Raw genomic sequence first — 17,791 nt, 5'->3', positions numbered from 1 at the left:
GAGGGACCGCGGAATGTCAGTGTCTGCACCCCCCACGCCGCCCCGGACGCAGAAAGCCCCCCGCCGCACACCCGCCGTCGCCCTGCTCGTGCTGCCCGCGACCGCCGCGGGCGCCGCCGCCGCCTGGGCCGCGGCGCCCGAGGACGCCCGGGGCTGGACCGCGACCCTCGCCCTGTCCTCCTGGCTGTGCGTCGCCGTCGCCGTCGTCCTCTGCTCCCACCTGGTCGGACGGGCCCGCCGCGCCGCGGCCGACCGCAGGGCCGAGGTCGGCACCCTCAGGGCCCGGCTCGCCCAGGAGAACGCCGGCCTGGTGCACCTCGTCAACGTGGCGCTTCCGGGCGTCGCCCAGCAGGTGCGCGAGGGCGCCGGCGCGGACGAGGCGGTCGCCGCCACCGCCCCGGTCTCGGGGCCGCACCTGCGCCAGGCCGTGCAGAGCTTCGCCTCCCTCGCGGCCGACGCCGCGCACCGGGCCGCGGACGCCGAGCACCGCCACCAGCAGACGCTCCGGGAGCGGCGCCGCGCCGCCGGCGAGCTGGAGCACCTGACGGCCGACATCCTGCCCGCCGCCGTGCGCAGGCTGCGCGAGGGCACCTCGGCCGAGGTCGTCCTCGCCGAGCTGGAACTGCCCCGGGAGCCCCAACCGCGCGCCTGCGCCGAACTCTTCGTCCGGGAACTGGCCCACAGCGAACGCCGCACCGCCGCCGCCGAGGCCGCCGCGGCCAAGTCCCTCAGCCGGGTCCAGGCCAAGGCGGTACGCATGCTCGCCGACCTCAGGGACATGCAGGACCGACACGGCGAGGAGGTCCTCGGGGACCTGCTGCGGCTGGATCACAGCACCTCCCAGCTGGGCCTGATCACCGACCGCCTGGCACTCCTGATGGGCGGACGCTCCAGCCGCGCCTGGAACAAGCCCATCGTCATGGAGAGCATCCTGCGCGGCGCCGTCGGCCGGATCGCCGCCTACCAGCGCGTCCGCATGCACTGCTCCACCGGCGCCGCCATCTCCGGCTACGCCGCCGAGGGCGTCATGCACCTGCTGGCCGAGCTGATGGACAACGCTGCCAACTTCTCGCCGCCCATCGACGAGGTCCACGTCTACGTGGAGGAACGTACCGCCGGAATCGTCATCACCATCGAGGACAGCGGCCTCAAGATGGCCGACGCCGCCATGCGCCACGCCGAACAGGCCGTGTCGGGACGGGCGACCGACCTGGCCACGCTGCAGGGCACCCGGCTGGGTCTGGCCGTGGTCGGACGGCTGGCCGCCAAGTACGGCGTCGGCGTGAGCTACCGGCCCTCCTCGCGCGGCGGCACCGGCGTCGTCGTCCTGGTGCCTCCGCAACTGCTCGCCCAGCAACGGGACCCCGGGCCCGCCCTCACCGGTCGCACCCTCGGCGGCGCGGCCCGCGTCCCCGTTCCCGGACCCGCACCGGCCGCCGAGGCGCCGCCGGCCGCGCCCCGTGTCCCCGACGCCCGGCCCTCCGCCACCCGGCCGCCCGAGCAGGCGCCGCCCCTCCGCCCGCCCGCCTCGACCCCCGGCGGACTTCCCGTGCGCTCCCCGGGTCGCACCATGGCCGAGGCCGAACGGGAACGCCGGGACCCGCCCCCGCGGCCCGCGGACCGGCCGGCGACGGCCTCCCGCGACGCCGGCTCCAGCTTCGGCGCCTTCCACCGCGGACGCCGGTCCGGGGCCGCCGGCGTGGCGCGGCCGCCGGAGCCGCCCGCCTCGGGGTAGACCGCGCGCCCCACCGCAGGCGCGTAACGGCGCCTCCTCGCCCCCGAGTTCGTGAGATTGGAGGAACGGGCCGGTGACCGGAGCAGCAGCACCCACCGTCGCCCCACCCATCATGCAGACCACCGACAACAGCCTCACCTGGCTCCTCCAGAACCTCCTGGACAGCACCCCCGGCACGCGCCACGCCCTCGTCCTGTCCCGCGACGGCCTCAGGCTCTGCTGGACCGAACACCTCACGCTGGACCGGGCCGACCAGCTCGCCGCGATCTGCTCCGGCATCCAGGCCCTCGCCCAGGGAGCCTCCGTCGAGTTCGGCAACGGGACCGGCGGCGTGCGGCACTCCATGACCGAGTTCCACGGCGGACTGCTCTTCATCGTCGAGGCCGGCGAGGGCGCGCACCTGGCCGTCGTGGCGGTGGAGGACGCCGACCCCGGCGTCGTCGGCCACCAGATGACCGAGATGGTCGAGCAGATCGGCGAGCACCTGCGGGCCGAGCCGCGCCACACCGTCCCCGGGAGCGGCACGTCGTGACACGCAGGCCCGTGGACACCGGCGCACCCGACCGGCTCTACACGGTCACCGGCGGACGCAGCCGCGCCGACGACTCCTTCGACCTCGTCACCCTCGTGGTCGGCGAGTGCGAGCCGTCGGCCGGCATGCAGTCCGAACACGTGCGGATCCTGGAACTGTGCCGGCACCCGACCGCGGTGGTCGAACTCGCCGCCGAACTGGCCCTGCCCATCACGGTGGTCCGCATCCTGCTCGGCGACCTGCTCGCCACCGGCCGGATCACCGCCCGCCACCCGCGCCTGGGGCAGTCCGCCGCCACGCACCCCGATACCGCCCTTCTCCAGGAGGTGCTCCATGGGCTCCGCAACCTCTGACACCCCCGCCGCCGCGGACCCCGCCGCCTCCGGCCGCACACCCCTGACCCACGCCGCGGAGACCGGCCTGAAGATCGTCGTCGTCGGCGGGTTCGGCGTCGGCAAGACCACCCTGGTCCGCTCGGTCAGCGAGATCCGGCCGCTCAACACGGAGGAGGTGATGACCCAGGCCGGCGTCGGCGTCGACGAGACCGGCGAGGTCACCGCGAAGACCACCACCACGGTCGCCTTCGACTTCGGCCGCATCAGCCTCAACGAACGCATGGTGCTCTACCTGTTCGGCGCCCCCGGCCAGGAGCGCTTCTGGTTCCTGTGGGACCGCCTCTTCTCCGGCACCCTCGGCGCCGTCGTCCTCGTCGACACCCGACGGATGGACGACTCCTGGTACGCGATAGACCGGCTCGAACACCACGGCACCCCCTTCGTCGTCGCCGTCAACCGCTTCGACGACGACGCCGCCCGGCACTCCCTGGACGAGATCCGCCTGGCCCTCGCGCTCCCGGACCGCGTGCCGCTGATCGACTGCGACGCCCGGGTGCGGACCTCCGGCAAGCACGTGCTGGTCACCCTCGTGGACCACCTCTACCAACTGGCCCTGGCCCAGGAGGGCGCACCGTGACCGACATCGACCCCGCTCCGCACCCCTTCGCCGCGCCCGGCTGCCCCGCCCACCCCGACGCCGTGCCGCTGGCCGGCCTCGAGTACCAGCAGTCGCCGTCGGAGCTGTACCGGGGGCTGCGGGGCGAGCACGGCGCCGTCGCACCGGTGCTCCTGGACGGCGCAATCCCCGCCTGGCTGGTCCTCGGCTACCCCGAGGTCAGCTACGTGACCAGCCACGACGAGCTGTTCGCGCGGGACTCGCGGCGCTGGAACCAGTGGGACCGCATCCCGCCCGACTGGCCGCTCATGCCCTACGTCGGCCACCAGCCGTCGGTGCTGTTCACCGAGGGCGAGGAGCACCGGCGGCGCGCCGACGTGATCACCCAGGCACTGAGCGGCGTCGACCAGTTCGAGCTGGCCCGGGACTGCCGCCTGCTCGCCGACCGGCTCATCGCGTCCTTCGCCGGCAGCGGCCGGGCCGAGCTGATGAGCGCCTACGCCCACGCCCTGCCCATGCGCGCGGCGGTGCGCGTGTGCGGGATGCCGCACGGCGCCGCCGAGACCACGCAGCTCGTCGAGGACCTGCGCATCTCCCTCGACGCCGCCGAGGGGGACGACCCCGTCGCCGCGTACACGCGCGTCGGCGAACGCATCCACGCCCTGGTCCGGCACAAGCGCGAGCGGCCCGGCCCCGACGTCACCTCGCGGATGCTGACCCACCCCGCGGGCCTGACCGACGAGGAGACCGTGCAGGACCTGATCTCCGTCATCGCCGCCGCCCAGCAGCCCACCGCCAACTGGATCGGCAACACCCTCAGGCTGCTGCTCACCGACGAACGCTTCGCCCTGAACGTGTCCGGCGGCCGGCTCAGCGTGGGGGAGGCGCTCAACGAGGTGCTGTGGCTGGACACGCCCACGCAGAACTTCATCGGCCGCTGGGCCGTGAACGACACCCAGCTCGGCGGCCGGCAGATCCGCGCGGGGGACTGCCTCGTCCTCGGCCTGGCCGCGGCCAACACCGACCCGCAGCTCTGGCCCGAGGCGCACGTCGGCGCCGAGAACTCCGCGCACCTGTCCTTCAGCAACGGCGAGCACCGGTGCCCGTACCCGGCACCGCTGCTCGCCGACGTCATCGCCCGCACCGCGGTGGAGACCCTGCTCGAACGCCTCCCCGACCTCGTCCTCGCGGTGGAGCCCGAGGCGCTGACCTGGCGCCCCTCGATCTGGATGCGCGGACTGACCGCCCTGCCGGCGGTGTTCACCCCCGTCGTGGCGTGACGGGGGTGAACACCGCGTCAGCCGGCGCGGGGCGTGAAGCGCACCGGCAGCGACTGCGGGCCGCGGGTGAACACGCCGCGCTCCGCCGCGTCGAAGCCGTCGTCCGGCCGCAGGTCCGGCATGGCGTCCAGCAGTTGCCCCACAGCGGTCTCGACCTCCGCCTTCGCCAGCAGCGCACCGACGCAGAAGTGCCGGCCGAGCGCGAAGGCGAGGTGGTCGGCGGCGGCCGAGAAGGCCGTCGTCGTGGTCAGGTCGTCCCGCATGATGTCGAAGCGGTCCGGGTCGCGGTAGCGGCTCTCGTCCCGGTTGGCCGCGCCTATCAGGCAGGTGACGGTGTCGCCCGCCGGTATCGTGCCGCCGCTCAGCTCCACCTCGGACGCCGACTGACGCATGATCATGTGCACCGGCGGGGTGTAGCGCAGCGTCTCCGCGAAGGCGCGGGGGATCAGGGTCCGGTCCTCGCGCACGGCCGCCAACTGCTCCGGGTGGGAGAGCAGGTTGGCGAAGATGCCGGCGATCGCCTTGTCCGTGGTCTCCCCGCCCGCCGCGAGCAGCAGGCTGCAGAACGCCTTGATGTCCTCGTCGCTCATCCGGACCCCGTCGACCTCCGCCGCGCACAGCGTGGACAGCAGGTCGTCGCCCGGGTTCTCACGGCGCTCCTGGATGACGGGGAGCATGTACTCGGCGAACTCCACGCGGGTGCGCGCCCCGGCGGCCGCGACCTCCTGGTCCCCCGAGAGGTTGCCCAGGAAGGCGATGACCGACGTGTACCAGCCGTGGAACCGGCCGTGGTCCGCCTTGTCCAGGCCCAGCATGTCGGCGATGACGTTGACCGGGAAGCGGGTCGCGTAGTCGGCGACCAGATCGGCGCGTCCGGTGTCCCGGAACGCGTCGATCAGCTCGCGTGAGTTGCGTTCGATCACCGGCATGAACCGGTCCTGTAGCTCGGCCCCGCGGAAGGCCGGCGCGACCAGTGCGCGCCGGACCGCGTGCTCCCGGCCGCTCAGCTGGAGGATGGTTTTGCCGTGCACGGGTTCGAGCTGCCAGTCGTAGTTCTCGGTGGTGAACTGCCCGTTCCGGTCCTTGAAGACGCGTTCCACGTCGTCGTAGCGCGAGACGATCCAGCTCCGCGTCGCCTCGTGCCAGACGAGGGGCGCGCTCTCGCGCATCGCCCGGTAGACCGGATAGGGGTTCGCCGCGAACTCGGGGGAGAGGATGTCGGGGACCTGCTGCGCGGTGGACATGGGGCTCCTCGGTCGACAACGGCCTGACACCGACAGGCTATTGACCACCCGTCCGCCCCGACAGCCCGCGCGCGGCCCCGTCTCGGCCGGACGGGCGCCTACGCCGGGGAGTCGAACGCAGGGGTGGTGTCGAGCAGTTCGGACAGGTCGGTGCCGACCGCGATCTCGCGGGGCGCGGCACCTCGGCGGAAGAGGCGGGCGTCGCGTGCGCCGCCGAGGGCGGCCCGATCGCCGTCGACCCGCAGCCAGGAACCCTCCCGCAGCCCGAGGACGGGCACGTCGTTCTCCTCCAGGAACTCCGTCAGCCGTTCCTCGCGGGTCTCGCCCTTGTGGGTGGAGGCCGGGTCCGGGTCGAGGTAGTGCGGGTTGATCTGGAAGGGGACGAGGCCGAGCGCCTCGAAGGAGGGCGGTTCGACGATCGGCATGTCGTTGGTGGTGCGCAGTGACGGCGCCGCCATGTTGGTGCCGGCGCTGGCACCCATGTACGGCAGTCCCGCGCCGACGGCCTTGATCAGCGCCTCCCGCAGCCCCGTGCGGTACAGCGCGGAGAGCAGCCGGAACGAGTTGCCGCCGCCGACGAACACGGCGTCCGCCTCGCCGAGCCGGGCGAGCGGGTCGCCGCCCTCGTGCACGCCCCGCACGTCGATCCCGGCCCCGGCGAGCGCGCCGCGGACCTGCGCCGTGTAGCCGTCGTGGTCGGCGATGGCGTACGGGACGAAGACCAGGCGGCCGCCCGCGGGCAGGAAGCCGGTCACGGTGTCCAGGGCGTGCTCCAGGTAACCGCGGCCGTGCTGGGTGGAGTTGGACAGGAGCAGGAGATGCATGGGGTGGTCCTCGTCGACGGGGCTGAAGGCGGGTGGGCCGATGGGCGGGGCGGGGTGGTGCGAGTCGGGTGGGGCGGGGTGATGCGGGTCAAGTGGTGCGGGGTGGGCGGGGGCGCCGGTGGTGCTGGGGCGGATGCGTCAGACGCTGCTCCAGCAGGCGGGCCGCCCGGCGCAGCGTCTCAAGGCGGTCCTCGGGCCCCTCGGGGAAGCGCTCCTTGGCGGCGCCGAGACTGAGGCTGCCGTACGGCTCCGCGCCGAGGAACACGGGCACGGCGACGGTGCCGATGCCGGCGTCGTACTCACCGGTCGTCCAGGCGTAGCCCTGCGCGCGAATCTGCCGGAACTCTTGCTCCAGCCGGTCGGCGTCGGTGACGGTGCGCTCGGTGAAGCGGGCCATGGGGCGGTCGCGGAAGAGCCGGTGGCGCTGGTCGTCGGGGAGGAAGGCGTAGAACGACTTGCTGGTGGCCCCGGCGTGCGCCGGATACAGCTCGCCGACCAGGGGGTAGTAGCGCAGCGGCCCCTCCTCGCCCTCGACGGCGGCCACGCAGCGCATGTGGAAGTTGTCGGGCAGGCAGAAGAGCACCGTGTCGCCGGTCGCCGCGCGCAGCTCCTGGAGGACCGGCTCGGCGAGCAGCTCCAGGGAGCCCGAGCGCTCCCAGAGGCGCCCCAGGCGCAGCGCGGCCGGCCCGATGCGGTAGCGGCGGGTCGCAGGGTCGGAGACCAGGAAGCCGCGGCCCGCGAGCGTGGACAGCAGGCGCTGGGCGACGGATGTGTCCCAGCCGAACTCGGCGGCGATCTCGGTGACGCCCCAGTCCGGCCGCGTGCGCTCGAAGGCCAGCAGCACCAGCAGGGCGCGGTCGACGGTCTGGAGCGCCCCGGCCGGGGTCTTCCGGTCCGCGGTCCGCACCGACGGCGGCTCGGTCATGGTGCCTCCTCTCCATCTCGCCATGCAGACGGGTATTGCAGATAACGGGAAACAGTTGCGGAGAACGTTAATCGATCCCGAACCTGCTGTCAGCACCGCTCCCGGTGCGGATCAGGAGAACTGCCCATGTTGAAGTACGTCCTGGACCTCGTGGATCTGCTGGACGATCCCGACGTCGACGGAAAGAGCGTCGCCGCCCACCTCGACTCCGTCGCGGGGCCCGGGGGGTCCGGCGCCGAGGTCACCACCGTCACCGGCGAGCGCGGCTCGACGGACTTCGTGCTCGTGCGGATCCCGGGCCGCCGCGGCCGCGGCCGCGGCGGCCGGGCACGGACCCTGGGCGTGGTGGGGCGGCTCGGCGGCATCGGTGCCCGCCCCGAGATGACCGGCCTGGTCTCCGACGCCGACGGCGCGGTCGCCGCGCTCGCCACCGCCGCCAAGCTCCTCGACATGCGCCGCCGCGGCGACGTCCTCGACGGCGACGTGGTCGTCGCCACGCACATCTGCCCGGACGCCCCGACCGCGCCGCACGACCCGGTGCCCTTCATGGACTCGCCCGTCGACATCGCGACCATGAACCGGCACGAGGTCACCGCCGACATGGAGGCCGTGCTGTCCGTCGACACCACCAAGGGCAACCGGATCATCAACCACAAGGGGCTCGCCCTGTCGCCCACCGTCAAGGAGGGCTGGGTGCTCCGGGTCAGCGAGCAGCTCGGCGAACTGCTGGCCGTGGTGACCGGTGAGCCGTTGGTCACGTACCCGGTGACCACCCAGGACATCACCCCGTACGGTAACGGTGTACACCACATCAATTCGATCCTTCAGCCGGCCACGGCGACGGCCGCCCCGGTCGTCGGCCTCGCGATCACCTCCGCGGCGGCCGTGCCCGGCTGCCAGACGGGCGCAAGCCACGAGACGGACATCGCGGCGGCGGCCCGGTTCGCCGTCGAGACCGCGAAGGCGTACGGCGGCGGACGGATCGACTTCCACGACGACCAGGAGTTCGACGCGCTCGTGTCCCGCTACGGCTCGCTGACCCGGCTGCAGACCCTCGGCCGCGAACCCGGGGAGTCGTGATCATGGCCACGCACAAGAACACCGGCACCGCGGACGAGAACGCCGGCACCGAGCCCGCCACGGGCGCCGGGCGCGCCGTCGGCAGCGACGACTACGCCCTCTCCCGAGTCCCGCGCGACAAGCGGCTCGGCTTCTGGACGATGCTGCTCCAGTGGCTCGCGCAGTCGGGCTCCATCTCCCAGTTCACCCTCGGCGCCACCATCGGCGTCGGCATGACCTTCGGCGACGCCTTCCTCGCCTTCACCCTGGGCGCGGTGATCCTGGAGGTCGTGATCTTCGCGATCGGCCTGGCCGGCATGCGCGAGGGCCTGGCCACGCCGCTGCTCACCCGCTGGGCCGGCTTCGGCCGCAACGGTTCGGCCCTGGTCAGCCTGGTCATCTCGGTCAGCCTCGTCGGCTGGTTCGGCGTCCAGAACACGATCTTCGGGGACAGCGTCTCCGCGCTCGTCGGCGGCCCCTCCTGGCTGTGGTGCGTGGCGGCCGGCGTCGGCATCACCGTCCTGGTGATCTTCGGCTTCAGGTACATGGCCGTCTTCGCGAAGATCGTCACCCCGCTGTTCTTCGCGATGGTCGCCTGGTCGGTGACCGACGCGCTGAGCGACCACTCACTCTCCGAGCTGATCAACTCCCCGGCGCCCGGCGAGACCATCCCGCTCGCCGTCGCCGCGACCGCCATCGCGGGCGGCTTCATGACCGGCGCGATCGTCTCCCCGGAGATGACCCGCTACAACCGCAGGGGCAGCCACGTCTTCCTGCAGAGCGCGTCGTCGATGATCCTCTCCGAGTACATCGTCGGCCTGACCGGCGTGCTCCTCGGCCACATGGTCGGCAGCGGCCAGGTCTCCCAGATCGTGCTCTCCACGTCGGGCGTCTTCGGCGTGCTCGTCGTCCTGATGTCCACCGCGAAGATCAACGACTGGAACCTGTACGGCTCCTCCCTCGGCGTCGTCAACTTCTTCCAGGTCGTCTTCGGCAAGCGCCTGCACCGGGGCGCGGTCACCATCGCCCTCGGCATCGCCGGCACCCTGCTGTCCGCCGTCGGCATGATGACCCACTTCACCGAGTTCCTGTCCGTGCTGGGCGTCGCCATCCCGCCGGTCGGCGGCATCATCGTCGCCGAGTACTGGGTCGTACGCCGCATGCGGGCACCCCTGGACGCCACCCGCGAGGCCGGGACGCTGCCCGCCTCCTCGCCGACCTGGGTGCCGATGTCCCTGGTCATCTGGGCGGCCGCGTTCTGCGTCGGCAAGTTCTACGACGGCGGCATCCCCGCCCTGAACTCCCTGCTGACCGCGTTCGTCCTCTACTGCGCCCTCGGCCTGCCCGGCTGGATCAGGACGTACGGCACCACCGCCCTCGACGACACCACCGAACCCACCCCGGCCGCCACCGGCACGGCCCCCGTAGGAGCACCGTGAGCACCACCGCCCCCGCCCCCGTCCCGGCCTCCGAGGAGGCGCAGCGGGAAGTCGTCGAGCTGTGCGCCGAGCTGATCCGCTTCGACACCTCCAACCCCACCAGCGACGAGCGCGCCTGCGCCGACCGGGTCGTCGAGCTGCTCGCCGAGGCGGGTATCGGCTCCGAACTGGTGGAGAGCGCCCCCGGCCGCGCCAACGTGATCGCCCGCATCCCCGGCGCCGACCCGGCGCGCGGCGCCCTGCTGGTCCACGGCCACCTGGACGTCGTACCGGCCGACCCCGCGGAATGGCAGGTGCCGCCGTTCTCCGGCGAGATCCGCGACGGCTACCTCTGGGGCCGGGGCGCCATCGACATGAAGGACACGGTGGCCGTCATGCTGGCCACCGCCCGCCACTTCGCCCGCACCGGCACCCGTCCGGCCCGCGAGATCGTCCTCGCCTTCCTCGCCGACGAGGAGGCGGGCGGCAGGTTCGGCGCCCACTGGCTGGTCGAGCACCGCCCCGACCTGTTCGCCGGGGTGACCGAGGCGATCGGCGAGGGCGGCGGCTTCAGCTACGCCCTGGACGACACCCGGCGCCTCTACCCGATCGAGAACGCCCAGCGCGGCATGGCCTGGATGGAGCTGACCGCCGACGGCCGCGCCGGCCACGGCTCCTCCCCGAACGACGAGAACGCCGTCACCGACCTCGCCGAGACCCTCACCCGCATCGGCCGGCACACGTTCCCCGTCCGGCTGATCGAACCGGTGCGCGCCCTGCTCGCCGAGGCCGCGCGCCTCCAGGGCGTCGACCTCGACCTCGACGCCGACGACCTGGACGCCGAGCTGGCCAGGCTCGGCCATGTGGCCGACTTCATGCAGGTCGTGCTGCGCAACTCGGCGAACCCGACCATGTTCACCGCCGGCTACCAGACCAACGTCATCCCCGGCCGGGCCACCGCCCGCGTCGACGGCCGCTTCCTGCCGGGCCACGAACAGGAACTGCTCGACGCGATCGACGCGCTGCTCCTGCCCTCGGTGTCCCGGCGGTGGGTCAACCACGACGTCGCGATGGAGACGTCCTTCGACGGCCCCCTCGTCGACGCCATGTGCGCCGCCGTGCGCGCCGAGGACCCGGGCGGCCACCCGGTGCCGTACTGCAATCCGGGCGGTACCGACGCGAAGGCCTTCACCAAGCTCGGCATCCGCTGCTTCGGCTTCAAGGGCCTCAAGCTGCCCCACGACCTCGACTACGGCCGCCTCTTCCACGGCGTGGACGAGCGGGTGCCGCTGGAGGGGCTGCGGTTCGGGGTGCGGGTCATGACGCGGTTGTGGCAGGACTGCTGAGTCCCGCCGGGAAGGCGACTCGCCGCGGCGGGAATGCGCCGGCGGGGGACGGTGTTGAGACGTCCGACTGACATGCGCGGGTCAGAACAGGAACCGGCACCGCGTCCTCGGTCGGAAGGAGCACCCATGGCACGCAGCACCACACGCCCCGTCGTCAGGCTGAAGTCGACGGCGGGCACCGGCGTCACCTATGTGACGCGCAAGAACCGGCTCAATGACCCCGACCGCCTCGTGCTGCGCAAGTACGACCCGGTCGCGGGGGCGCACGTCGCCTTCCGCGAGGAACGCTGACCCCGCGCCGCCACCGAACGAGGAGGACCCCATGAAGGTGCGCAAATCCCTCCGCTCGCTCAAGGCCAGGCCCGGCGCGCAGGTGGTGCGCCGCCGGGGCGTGACCTACGTGATCAACAAGAAGGACCCGCGCTTCAAGGCCCGCCAGGGCTGAGCGGCCCGGGTCCCCGGCCCGGCCCCGCACTCGCGGGGCCGGGCCCTTTCGCGCGTGGGGTGCGCTCCGGCCCCCGGCACCGGCCCCACCGCCCGGGCGGCGGCGCCGCGATCGCCGGCTGACACACTGCTGAGCGCGTCACCCGCCCGCCCTCAGGAGGACTTCGCCATGACCGAACAGCCGCCGGCCCGCCTCGCCCGCTACGGGCGCCGGTTCGACAGGCTCTTCGCGGAGTACTTCGACGACCTCGCCCGGACGCTGGACGCGCCGTCCTTCAGCCGCTTCACCCCGGAGTGCCTGGAGCTGCTGCGGGACCTGTCCCTGCGCGGCGGCAAGCGGATGCGCGTCGTGCTCCTGCACGAGGCCGCCCGGCTGGTCACCGACGGGCCCGTCGAGGGGCTGGACGCGGCCGCGCTGAGCGTGGAGCTGCTCCAGACCCACGGCCTGGTCCACGACGACCTCATCGACGACAGCGCGACCCGCAGGGGCGGCCCGACGACGTACTACGCCTACCGGGAGAAGTTCCCCGGGCAGCCGCGGGCGGCGCTCGCCCTCACCGTGCTCGCCGGCGACCTCGCGCTCGCCCTGTCGCTGCGCGCGCTGCTGGACGCCGGGCTGCCGGCCGAGGTGCGCCAGGCCATGGCCGAGGTGCAGACGCGGGCCGCGGCCGACACCGTCGTGGGCCAGATCGCCGACCTGGAACGCGACTTCACCGGTACGGTCCCGGACGACGAGGTCCTGCACGACGTCGCCGACCGCAAGTCGGCCCGGTACTCGGTGCTCGCACCGATGCGCCTCGGACTCCTGGCGGCCGGCCTGCCGCCGGGCGCCCACGAGGAGGAGCTGCGGCGGTACGCCCGGCTGGTCGGGATCTGCGGGCAGATGCGTGACGACTACCTCGACGTGTTCGGCGACGAGGCCGCCATGGGCAAACCGACCGGGTCGGACATCCGCGAGGGCAGGCGCAGCTACGCCGTCGTCCGCCTGCTGTCGGGCGTGACCGGCGCGGAGCGCGCGGTGGTGCAGCGGGCGCTCGGGGACTCCACCTGCGGTCCCGGCACCGTCGCCGAGATCCGGGAGATCGGCGAACGGCACGGCGTGGACGCCCTGATGCGGGCCGACATGCGGCGGTACGCCGAGCAGGCCCGGCTGGTGGCGGAGGGCTGGCGGCCGCGGTGGCGCGCGGAGGCGGTCGACTTCTTCGCGGCGCTGCCGTCGTGGAGCGTCGAGCGGACCGCCTGACGGGACCGTCCGGCGCCGGCCGGAGAGGCACGACCGTGCCCCGGGCGGCCGGACCCGGATCCACGTGGTGTCGGAGGGGTACGACCCGTCCTGGAACGTTCAGTTCCCGAGGGCGATCCGCCCGGCGCGCGGTACGCGGTCGACGCGCCGCACGCCCCGCCGGGCGGCTTCCACGGGGTGCGCGGGGACATCGGGCGCCTGCAGCGACCGGGCGCCGGCGTCAGGCGATGGACGCCGCTATCACCGCCGAGACCGCGACGTTGCAGGACGCCGTCACCCACACCGCCGGGTGCGGTTCCTGCTCGACGAGCGTGGCACCCAGCCGGCCCGGGGTGATCAGGTCGACCACCAGGAAGGCGACGGCCATCATGACGAGGCCCAGCAGCCCGAAGACCGCCGTCGACACCAGGCCCTTGCCGAAGTCCTCGTACGTCGTCCAGATGGACGTGAAGACGATGCCGCCGATGCCCAGCAGCGCCGAGCTGAGGACCAGGGCGGCGTTGCGGTTGCGCTGCTCCCAGATCTGCCGGCCGAGCTTGCCGGGGGTCAGCACGTCGACGAGGACGATCCCGAGGACCAGGAGGACCAGGCCCAGGCCGCCGTAAGCGGCGGCCCGCCCGAGTCCGTTGACGATGTCGCTCATGGGGTAGCCGGCTCCGTTGGGTGAGGGATCGCGAGTGATCGTGGTCAAGGCGCTGCAAAATGTAGCGCACCCCTTCGGAGCGTCAGGAGGCGGTCCGCAGCGCCCGGTTGCGGCGTACCGAGGACCAGAAGGAGGCGCCGATCAGGACCACGCCGATCAGGCCGGTGACGATCTCGTTGATCTCGTGCTGGATGGTCACCAGGAGGATCACCGACAGGGCGCCGATGGCGTAGTGGGCGCCGTGCTCCAGGTAGACGTAGTCGTCGAGGGTGCCCTGGCGGACCAGGTACACGGTCAGCGACCGGACGTACATGGCGCCGATGCCGAGGCCGAGGGCCATGAGCACGATGTCGTTGGTGATGGCGAAGGCGCCGATGACGCCGTCGAAGGAGAACGACGCGTCCAGGACCTCCAGGTAGAGGAACATGAAGAACGCCGCCTTGCCGGCCAGCTTCACCGGCGACCCCGGGCCTTTGCCGCGCTCCGCCCGCTGCTCGGCCTCGCGCTCGCGCTCCTCCTCGTCCTCCAGCCGCTGCTCGAAGAAGCCGGAGAGACCGCCGACGACCATGTAGGTGATCAGGCCGCCCACGCCGGCCAGGAGCACGGTCTCCGTCTTGTCGGCGTGGACGCCGCCGTGCTGGTGCGCGTGGGCGCCGAAGGTGATCGCCGAGACCAGCAGCACGACCAGCGCGACGCAGACCGACAGCATGTCCACCCTGCCGAGCTTGGCCAGTGGACGCTCCAGCCGGCCCAGCCACTTGATCTCCCGGTCCTCGAGGATGAAGTCGAGGAAGATCATCATCAGGAACATGCCGCCGAAGGCGGCGATCGACGGATGGGCGTCCGTGACCAGCTCCTGGTAGCGCTGCTTGTCGGTGAGCGCGAGATGCACCGCGTTCCAGGGACTGAGCCGGGCGCTGATCGCCACGATCACCACCGGGAAGACCAGCCGCATCCCGAACACGGCGATCACGATGCCGACGGTGAGGAAGATCTTCTGCCAGAAGGCGTTCATCTTCTTCAGGATCCCGGCGTTGATCACCGCGTTGTCGAAGGACAGCGACACCTCCAGGACGGAGAGGATCGCCACGATGCCGAGGGCGGCCCAGCCGTCGTACAGCACGCCCACGGCCAGACCGAGGGCGGTGACGGCGAAGGCCCAGCGGAACGTCTTCAGAAGCACCGGCCACTCATTCCTGTCGTCACGTGCGGGTGTGGCATCCCATGCCAGTGCCCGCCACCCAGGTTGTCTACCACGATCTTCCGGGCCCGCCGCGACAGGACCCGGACGGCCCGTCCTGGACGGCCACCAAGAATGGAATCGTTCGTTTCCTTGAGTCATTCGTGTTCCAGGGAGTAGGTTCGCCGCCATGACGGCATCCCGGAACCCGGCCACGGCCGCCGAGCTGCGCGCGGCGGGCCTGCGCGCCACGGCGGCCCGCGTCGCGCTGCTGGAGGCGGTCCGGGCGGGCGACCACCTCGACGCCGACGCGCTCGCCTCCGGAGTGCGCCGACGCGTCGGACAGGTCTCCCTCCAGGCCGTGTACGAGGCCCTGCACGCGCTCACCGCGGCACGCCTCGTACGCCGTATCGAACCGCCCGGGAGCCCGGCGCGGTTCGAGGGACGGGTCGGCGACAACCACCACCACGTCCTGTGCCGGTCCTGCGGTGCCCTCGCCGACGTCGACTGCGCGGTCGGCGACGCGCCCTGCCTGACCGCCTCCGACGACCACGGCTTCGCGATAGACGAGGCCGAGGTCATCTACCGGGGCCTGTGCCCCGATTGCTCCACCCCCGGCAGTTCCCCAGCACCTTGATCCGCCCCGTTCGGAAGGATTTCCCCCGCATGTCCGAGAACCACGACGCCATCGTCACCGACGACAAACCCGAGGAGACGGGCGGCTGCCCGGTCGCCCACGGACGTGCCCTGCACCCGACCCAGGGCGGCGGCAACCGCCAGTGGTGGCCGGAGCGGCTCAACCTGAAGATCCTCGCCAAGAACCCCGCCGTGGCCAACCCGCTCGGTGCGGAGTTCGACTACGCCGAGGCCTTCGGGAACCTCGACCTGTCCGCCGTCAAGCAGGACATCGCCGAGGTGCTCACCACCTCCCAGGACTGGTGGCCGGCCGACTTCGGCCACTACGGCCCGCTCATGATCCGCATGGCCTGGCACAGCGCGGGCACCTACCGCATCAGCGACGGCCGCGGTGGCGCCGGGGCCGGCCAGCAGCGCTTCGCCCCGCTCAACAGCTGGCCGGACAACGTCAACCTCGACAAGGCCCGCCGCCTGCTGTGGCCCGTCAAGAAGAAGTACGGCCAGAGCCTCTCCTGGGCCGACCTGCTGGTCCTCACCGGCAACGTCGCCCTGGAGCAGATGGGCTTCGAGACCTTCGGCTTCGCCGGCGGCCGCGCGGACGTGTGGGAGGCCGAGGAGGACGTCTACTGGGGCCCCGAGACCACCTGGCTCGACGACCAGCGCTACACCGGTGACCGCGAGCTGGAGAACCCGCTCGGCGCCGTCCAGATGGGCCTCATCTACGTCAACCCGGAGGGCCCGAACGGCAACCCGGACCCGATCGCCGCGGCCCGCGACATCCGCGAGACGTTCCGCCGCATGGCGATGAACGACGAGGAGACCGTCGCGCTGATCGCGGGCGGCCACACCTTCGGCAAGACCCACGGGGCCGGCCCCTCCGACGCCGTCGGTGACGACCCCGAGGCCGCCTCCATGGAGGAGCAGGGCCTGGGCTGGCGCAACACCCACGGCACGGGCAAGGGCGGGGACGCCATCACCTCCGGTCTGGAGGTCACCTGGACCACGACGCCCACCCAGTGGAGCAACGGGTTCTTCAAGAACCTCTTCGAGTACGAGTACGAGCTGGAGCAGAGCCCGGCCGGCGCCAACCAGTGGGTGGCGAAGGACGCTCCGGAGATCGTCCCGGACGCGCACGACTCGTCGAAGAAGCACCGCCCGAAGATGCTCACCACCGACCTGTCGCTGCGCTTCGACCCGGTCTACGAGCCGATCTCCCGCCGGTTCTACGAGAACCCGCAGGAGTTCGCCGACGCCTTCGCCCGCGCCTGGTACAAGCTGACCCACCGCGACATGGGCCCCAAGTCCCTGTACCTCGGCCCGGAGGTCCCGCAGGAGACCCTGCTGTGGCAGGACCCGCTGCCCGAGCCCGAGGGCGAGCCCATCGGCGCCGAGGACGTCGCGACCCTCAAGACCAAGCTCCTCGAGTCCGGTCTGTCGGTCGCGCAGCTGGTCTCCACCGCGTGGGCCTCGGCGTCCACCTTCCGCGGCAGTGACAAGCGCGGCGGTGCCAACGGTGCCCGCATCCGCCTCCAGCCGCAGCGCGGCTGGGAGGTCAACGAGCCCGACGAGCTGGCGCAGGTGCTGCGCGTCCTGGAAGGCGTCCAGCAGGAGTTCAACTCCGGCGCCAAGAAGGTCTCCCTCGCCGACCTGATCGTCCTCGGTGGCTCCGCCGCCGTCGAGAAGGCCGCCAAGGAGGCCGGCTTCCAGGTGCAGGTCCCCTTCACCGCGGGCCGCGTGGACGCCACGGAGGAGCACACCGACGCCGAGTCGTTCGAGGCGCTGGAGCCGGCCGCCGACGGCTTCCGCAACTACCACGGCAAGGCCAACCGCCTGCCCGCCGAGTTCCTGCTGCTCGACCGGGCGAACCTGCTCACCCTGAGCGCCCCCGAGATGACCGTCCTGGTCGGCGGGCTGCGCGTGCTGGGCGCCAACTACCAGCAGTCCCAGCTCGGTGCCCTCACCCGGACGCCCGGCGTGCTGACGAACGACTTCTTCGTCAACCTGCTCGACCTGGGCACGACGTGGAAGTCGACGTCCGAGGACCAGACCACGTTCGAGGGTCGCGACGCCGCCTCGGGCGAGGTCAAGTGGGCGGGCAGCCGCGCCGACCTGGTCTTCGGCTCCAACTCCGAGCTGCGTGCGCTGGCCGAGGTCTACGCCAGCGACGACGCCAAGGAGAAGTTCGTCCTCGACTTCGTCGACGCCTGGGTCAAGGTCATGAACCTCGACCGCTTCGACCTGGTCTGATCCACCGGTGTCCGGGCCGGCCCAGGGGCCGGCCCGGACCCGAGCCCCGCGGCCACCGGCACGAAACGCGGTGGCCGCCCGCCG

18 protein-coding genes and 1 pseudogene are annotated in these 17,791 nt (G+C 72.5%); 14 read left to right on the top strand and 5 right to left on the bottom strand.

What is annotated here, in order from left to right; all coding sequences use genetic code 11:
• Positions 1–13: 13 nt before the first annotated feature.
• The 5 genes from IE108_RS09395 to IE108_RS09375 all read left to right on the top strand — a co-directional run bounded on the left by IE108_RS09395 (position 14) and on the right by IE108_RS09375 (position 4,498).
• Positions 14–1,735 (top strand): sensor histidine kinase, encoded by a 1,722-nt coding sequence (locus IE108_RS09395; RefSeq protein WP_064731297.1) that lies wholly within the window; start codon positions 14–16, stop codon positions 1,733–1,735.
• A 112-nt stretch (positions 1,736–1,847) separates the two neighbouring features.
• On the top strand, positions 1,848–2,267 hold the full coding sequence (locus tag IE108_RS09390; RefSeq protein ID WP_064731298.1) for a roadblock/LC7 domain-containing protein: 420 nt from the start codon (positions 1,848–1,850) through the stop codon (positions 2,265–2,267).
• Positions 2,264–2,620: a DUF742 domain-containing protein gene (locus tag IE108_RS09385; RefSeq protein ID WP_064731299.1), complete on the top strand. Its 357-nt coding sequence runs from the start codon at positions 2,264–2,266 to the stop codon at positions 2,618–2,620. The genes IE108_RS09390 and IE108_RS09385 overlap by 4 nt, the downstream gene beginning before the upstream one ends.
• Positions 2,601–3,239: a GTP-binding protein gene (locus IE108_RS09380; RefSeq protein ID WP_064731300.1), complete on the top strand. Its 639-nt coding sequence runs from the start codon at positions 2,601–2,603 to the stop codon at positions 3,237–3,239. The genes IE108_RS09385 and IE108_RS09380 overlap by 20 nt, the downstream gene beginning before the upstream one ends.
• Positions 3,236–4,498, top strand: a complete 1,263-nt coding sequence (locus tag IE108_RS09375) for a cytochrome P450 (RefSeq protein ID WP_064731301.1) — start codon at positions 3,236–3,238, stop codon at positions 4,496–4,498. The genes IE108_RS09380 and IE108_RS09375 overlap by 4 nt, the downstream gene beginning before the upstream one ends.
• A 17-nt stretch (positions 4,499–4,515) precedes the next feature.
• Here the strand turns inward: IE108_RS09375 and IE108_RS09370 are convergent, their stop codons facing one another.
• From IE108_RS09370 to IE108_RS09360, 3 genes are all read right to left on the bottom strand, one after another.
• Positions 4,516–5,742 (bottom strand): cytochrome P450, encoded by a 1,227-nt coding sequence (locus IE108_RS09370; RefSeq protein ID WP_064731302.1) that lies wholly within the window; start codon positions 5,740–5,742, stop codon positions 4,516–4,518.
• A 98-nt stretch (positions 5,743–5,840) separates the two neighbouring features.
• Positions 5,841–6,566 carry a dipeptidase PepE gene (gene pepE / locus IE108_RS09365; RefSeq protein WP_064731303.1) on the bottom strand — a complete coding sequence of 242 codons (726 nt, stop codon included), beginning with the start codon at positions 6,564–6,566 and terminating at the stop codon, positions 5,841–5,843.
• Positions 6,567–6,654: 88 nt separating this feature from the next.
• Positions 6,655–7,491 (bottom strand): IclR family transcriptional regulator, encoded by an 837-nt coding sequence (locus IE108_RS09360; RefSeq protein WP_064731304.1) that lies wholly within the window; start codon positions 7,489–7,491, stop codon positions 6,655–6,657.
• Positions 7,492–7,617: 126 nt separating this feature from the next.
• On the opposite strand from IE108_RS09360, the gene IE108_RS09355 reads away from it, so the two are divergent.
• The 7 genes and pseudogenes from IE108_RS09355 to IE108_RS34785 all read left to right on the top strand — a co-directional run.
• The gene (locus IE108_RS09355; RefSeq protein WP_064731305.1) at positions 7,618–8,571 is read left to right on the top strand and encodes a DUF1177 domain-containing protein; all 954 of its coding nucleotides are present in this window, start codon (positions 7,618–7,620) and stop codon (positions 8,569–8,571) included.
• Positions 8,572–8,573: 2 nt separating this feature from the next.
• On the top strand, positions 8,574–9,989 hold the full coding sequence (locus IE108_RS09350; protein ID WP_064731306.1) for a cytosine permease: 1,416 nt from the start codon (positions 8,574–8,576) through the stop codon (positions 9,987–9,989).
• On the top strand, positions 9,986–11,314 hold the full coding sequence (locus IE108_RS09345; protein WP_064731307.1) for a M20/M25/M40 family metallo-hydrolase: 1,329 nt from the start codon (positions 9,986–9,988) through the stop codon (positions 11,312–11,314). Before IE108_RS09350 ends, IE108_RS09345 begins: the two co-directional genes overlap by 4 nt.
• A 126-nt stretch (positions 11,315–11,440) precedes the next feature.
• Complete coding sequence (gene rpmG, locus IE108_RS09340) at positions 11,441–11,605, top strand: 50S ribosomal protein L33 (protein WP_064731308.1); 165 nt, start codon at positions 11,441–11,443, stop codon at positions 11,603–11,605.
• A 31-nt stretch (positions 11,606–11,636) separates the two neighbouring features.
• Positions 11,637–11,759: a type B 50S ribosomal protein L36 gene (gene ykgO / locus IE108_RS09335; RefSeq protein ID WP_064731309.1), complete on the top strand. Its 123-nt coding sequence runs from the start codon at positions 11,637–11,639 to the stop codon at positions 11,757–11,759.
• Positions 11,760–11,927: 168 nt separating this feature from the next.
• A complete protein-coding gene (locus IE108_RS09330; protein WP_064731310.1) occupies positions 11,928–13,001 on the top strand; it encodes a polyprenyl synthetase family protein in 1,074 nt (357 codons plus the stop codon).
• A 43-nt stretch (positions 13,002–13,044) separates the two neighbouring features.
• Positions 13,045–13,202 (top strand): annotated as a pseudogene (locus tag IE108_RS34785) (WGR domain-containing protein); the annotation flags it as partial.
• Between the two features lie 19 nt (positions 13,203–13,221).
• On the opposite strand, the gene IE108_RS09325 reads toward IE108_RS34785, so the two are convergent.
• Positions 13,222–13,644, bottom strand: coding sequence for a DUF350 domain-containing protein (locus tag IE108_RS09325; RefSeq protein WP_064731311.1), 423 nt, complete (start codon positions 13,642–13,644; stop codon positions 13,222–13,224).
• A gap of 82 nt (positions 13,645–13,726) precedes the next feature.
• A complete protein-coding gene (locus tag IE108_RS09320; RefSeq protein WP_064731312.1) occupies positions 13,727–14,827 on the bottom strand; it encodes a DUF475 domain-containing protein in 1,101 nt (366 codons plus the stop codon).
• Positions 14,828–15,014: 187 nt separating this feature from the next.
• Between IE108_RS09320 and IE108_RS09315 the strand changes: the two genes are divergently transcribed.
• Positions 15,015–15,461 carry a Fur family transcriptional regulator gene (locus IE108_RS09315; RefSeq protein ID WP_064731313.1) on the top strand — a complete coding sequence of 149 codons (447 nt, stop codon included), beginning with the start codon at positions 15,015–15,017 and terminating at the stop codon, positions 15,459–15,461.
• A 29-nt stretch (positions 15,462–15,490) separates the two neighbouring features.
• Positions 15,491–17,707, top strand: a complete 2,217-nt coding sequence (katG, locus tag IE108_RS09310; protein WP_064731314.1) for a catalase/peroxidase HPI — start codon at positions 15,491–15,493, stop codon at positions 17,705–17,707.
• Positions 17,708–17,791: the final 84 nt, after the last annotated feature.

This window comes from Streptomyces parvulus, assembly GCF_014648855.1.
GTDB classification, from domain to species: Bacteria; Actinomycetota; Actinomycetes; order Streptomycetales; family Streptomycetaceae; genus Streptomyces; species Streptomyces parvulus.
Note: the sequence above shows the minus strand (reverse complement) of the source record. Positions and strands in the feature narration are given on the sequence as shown.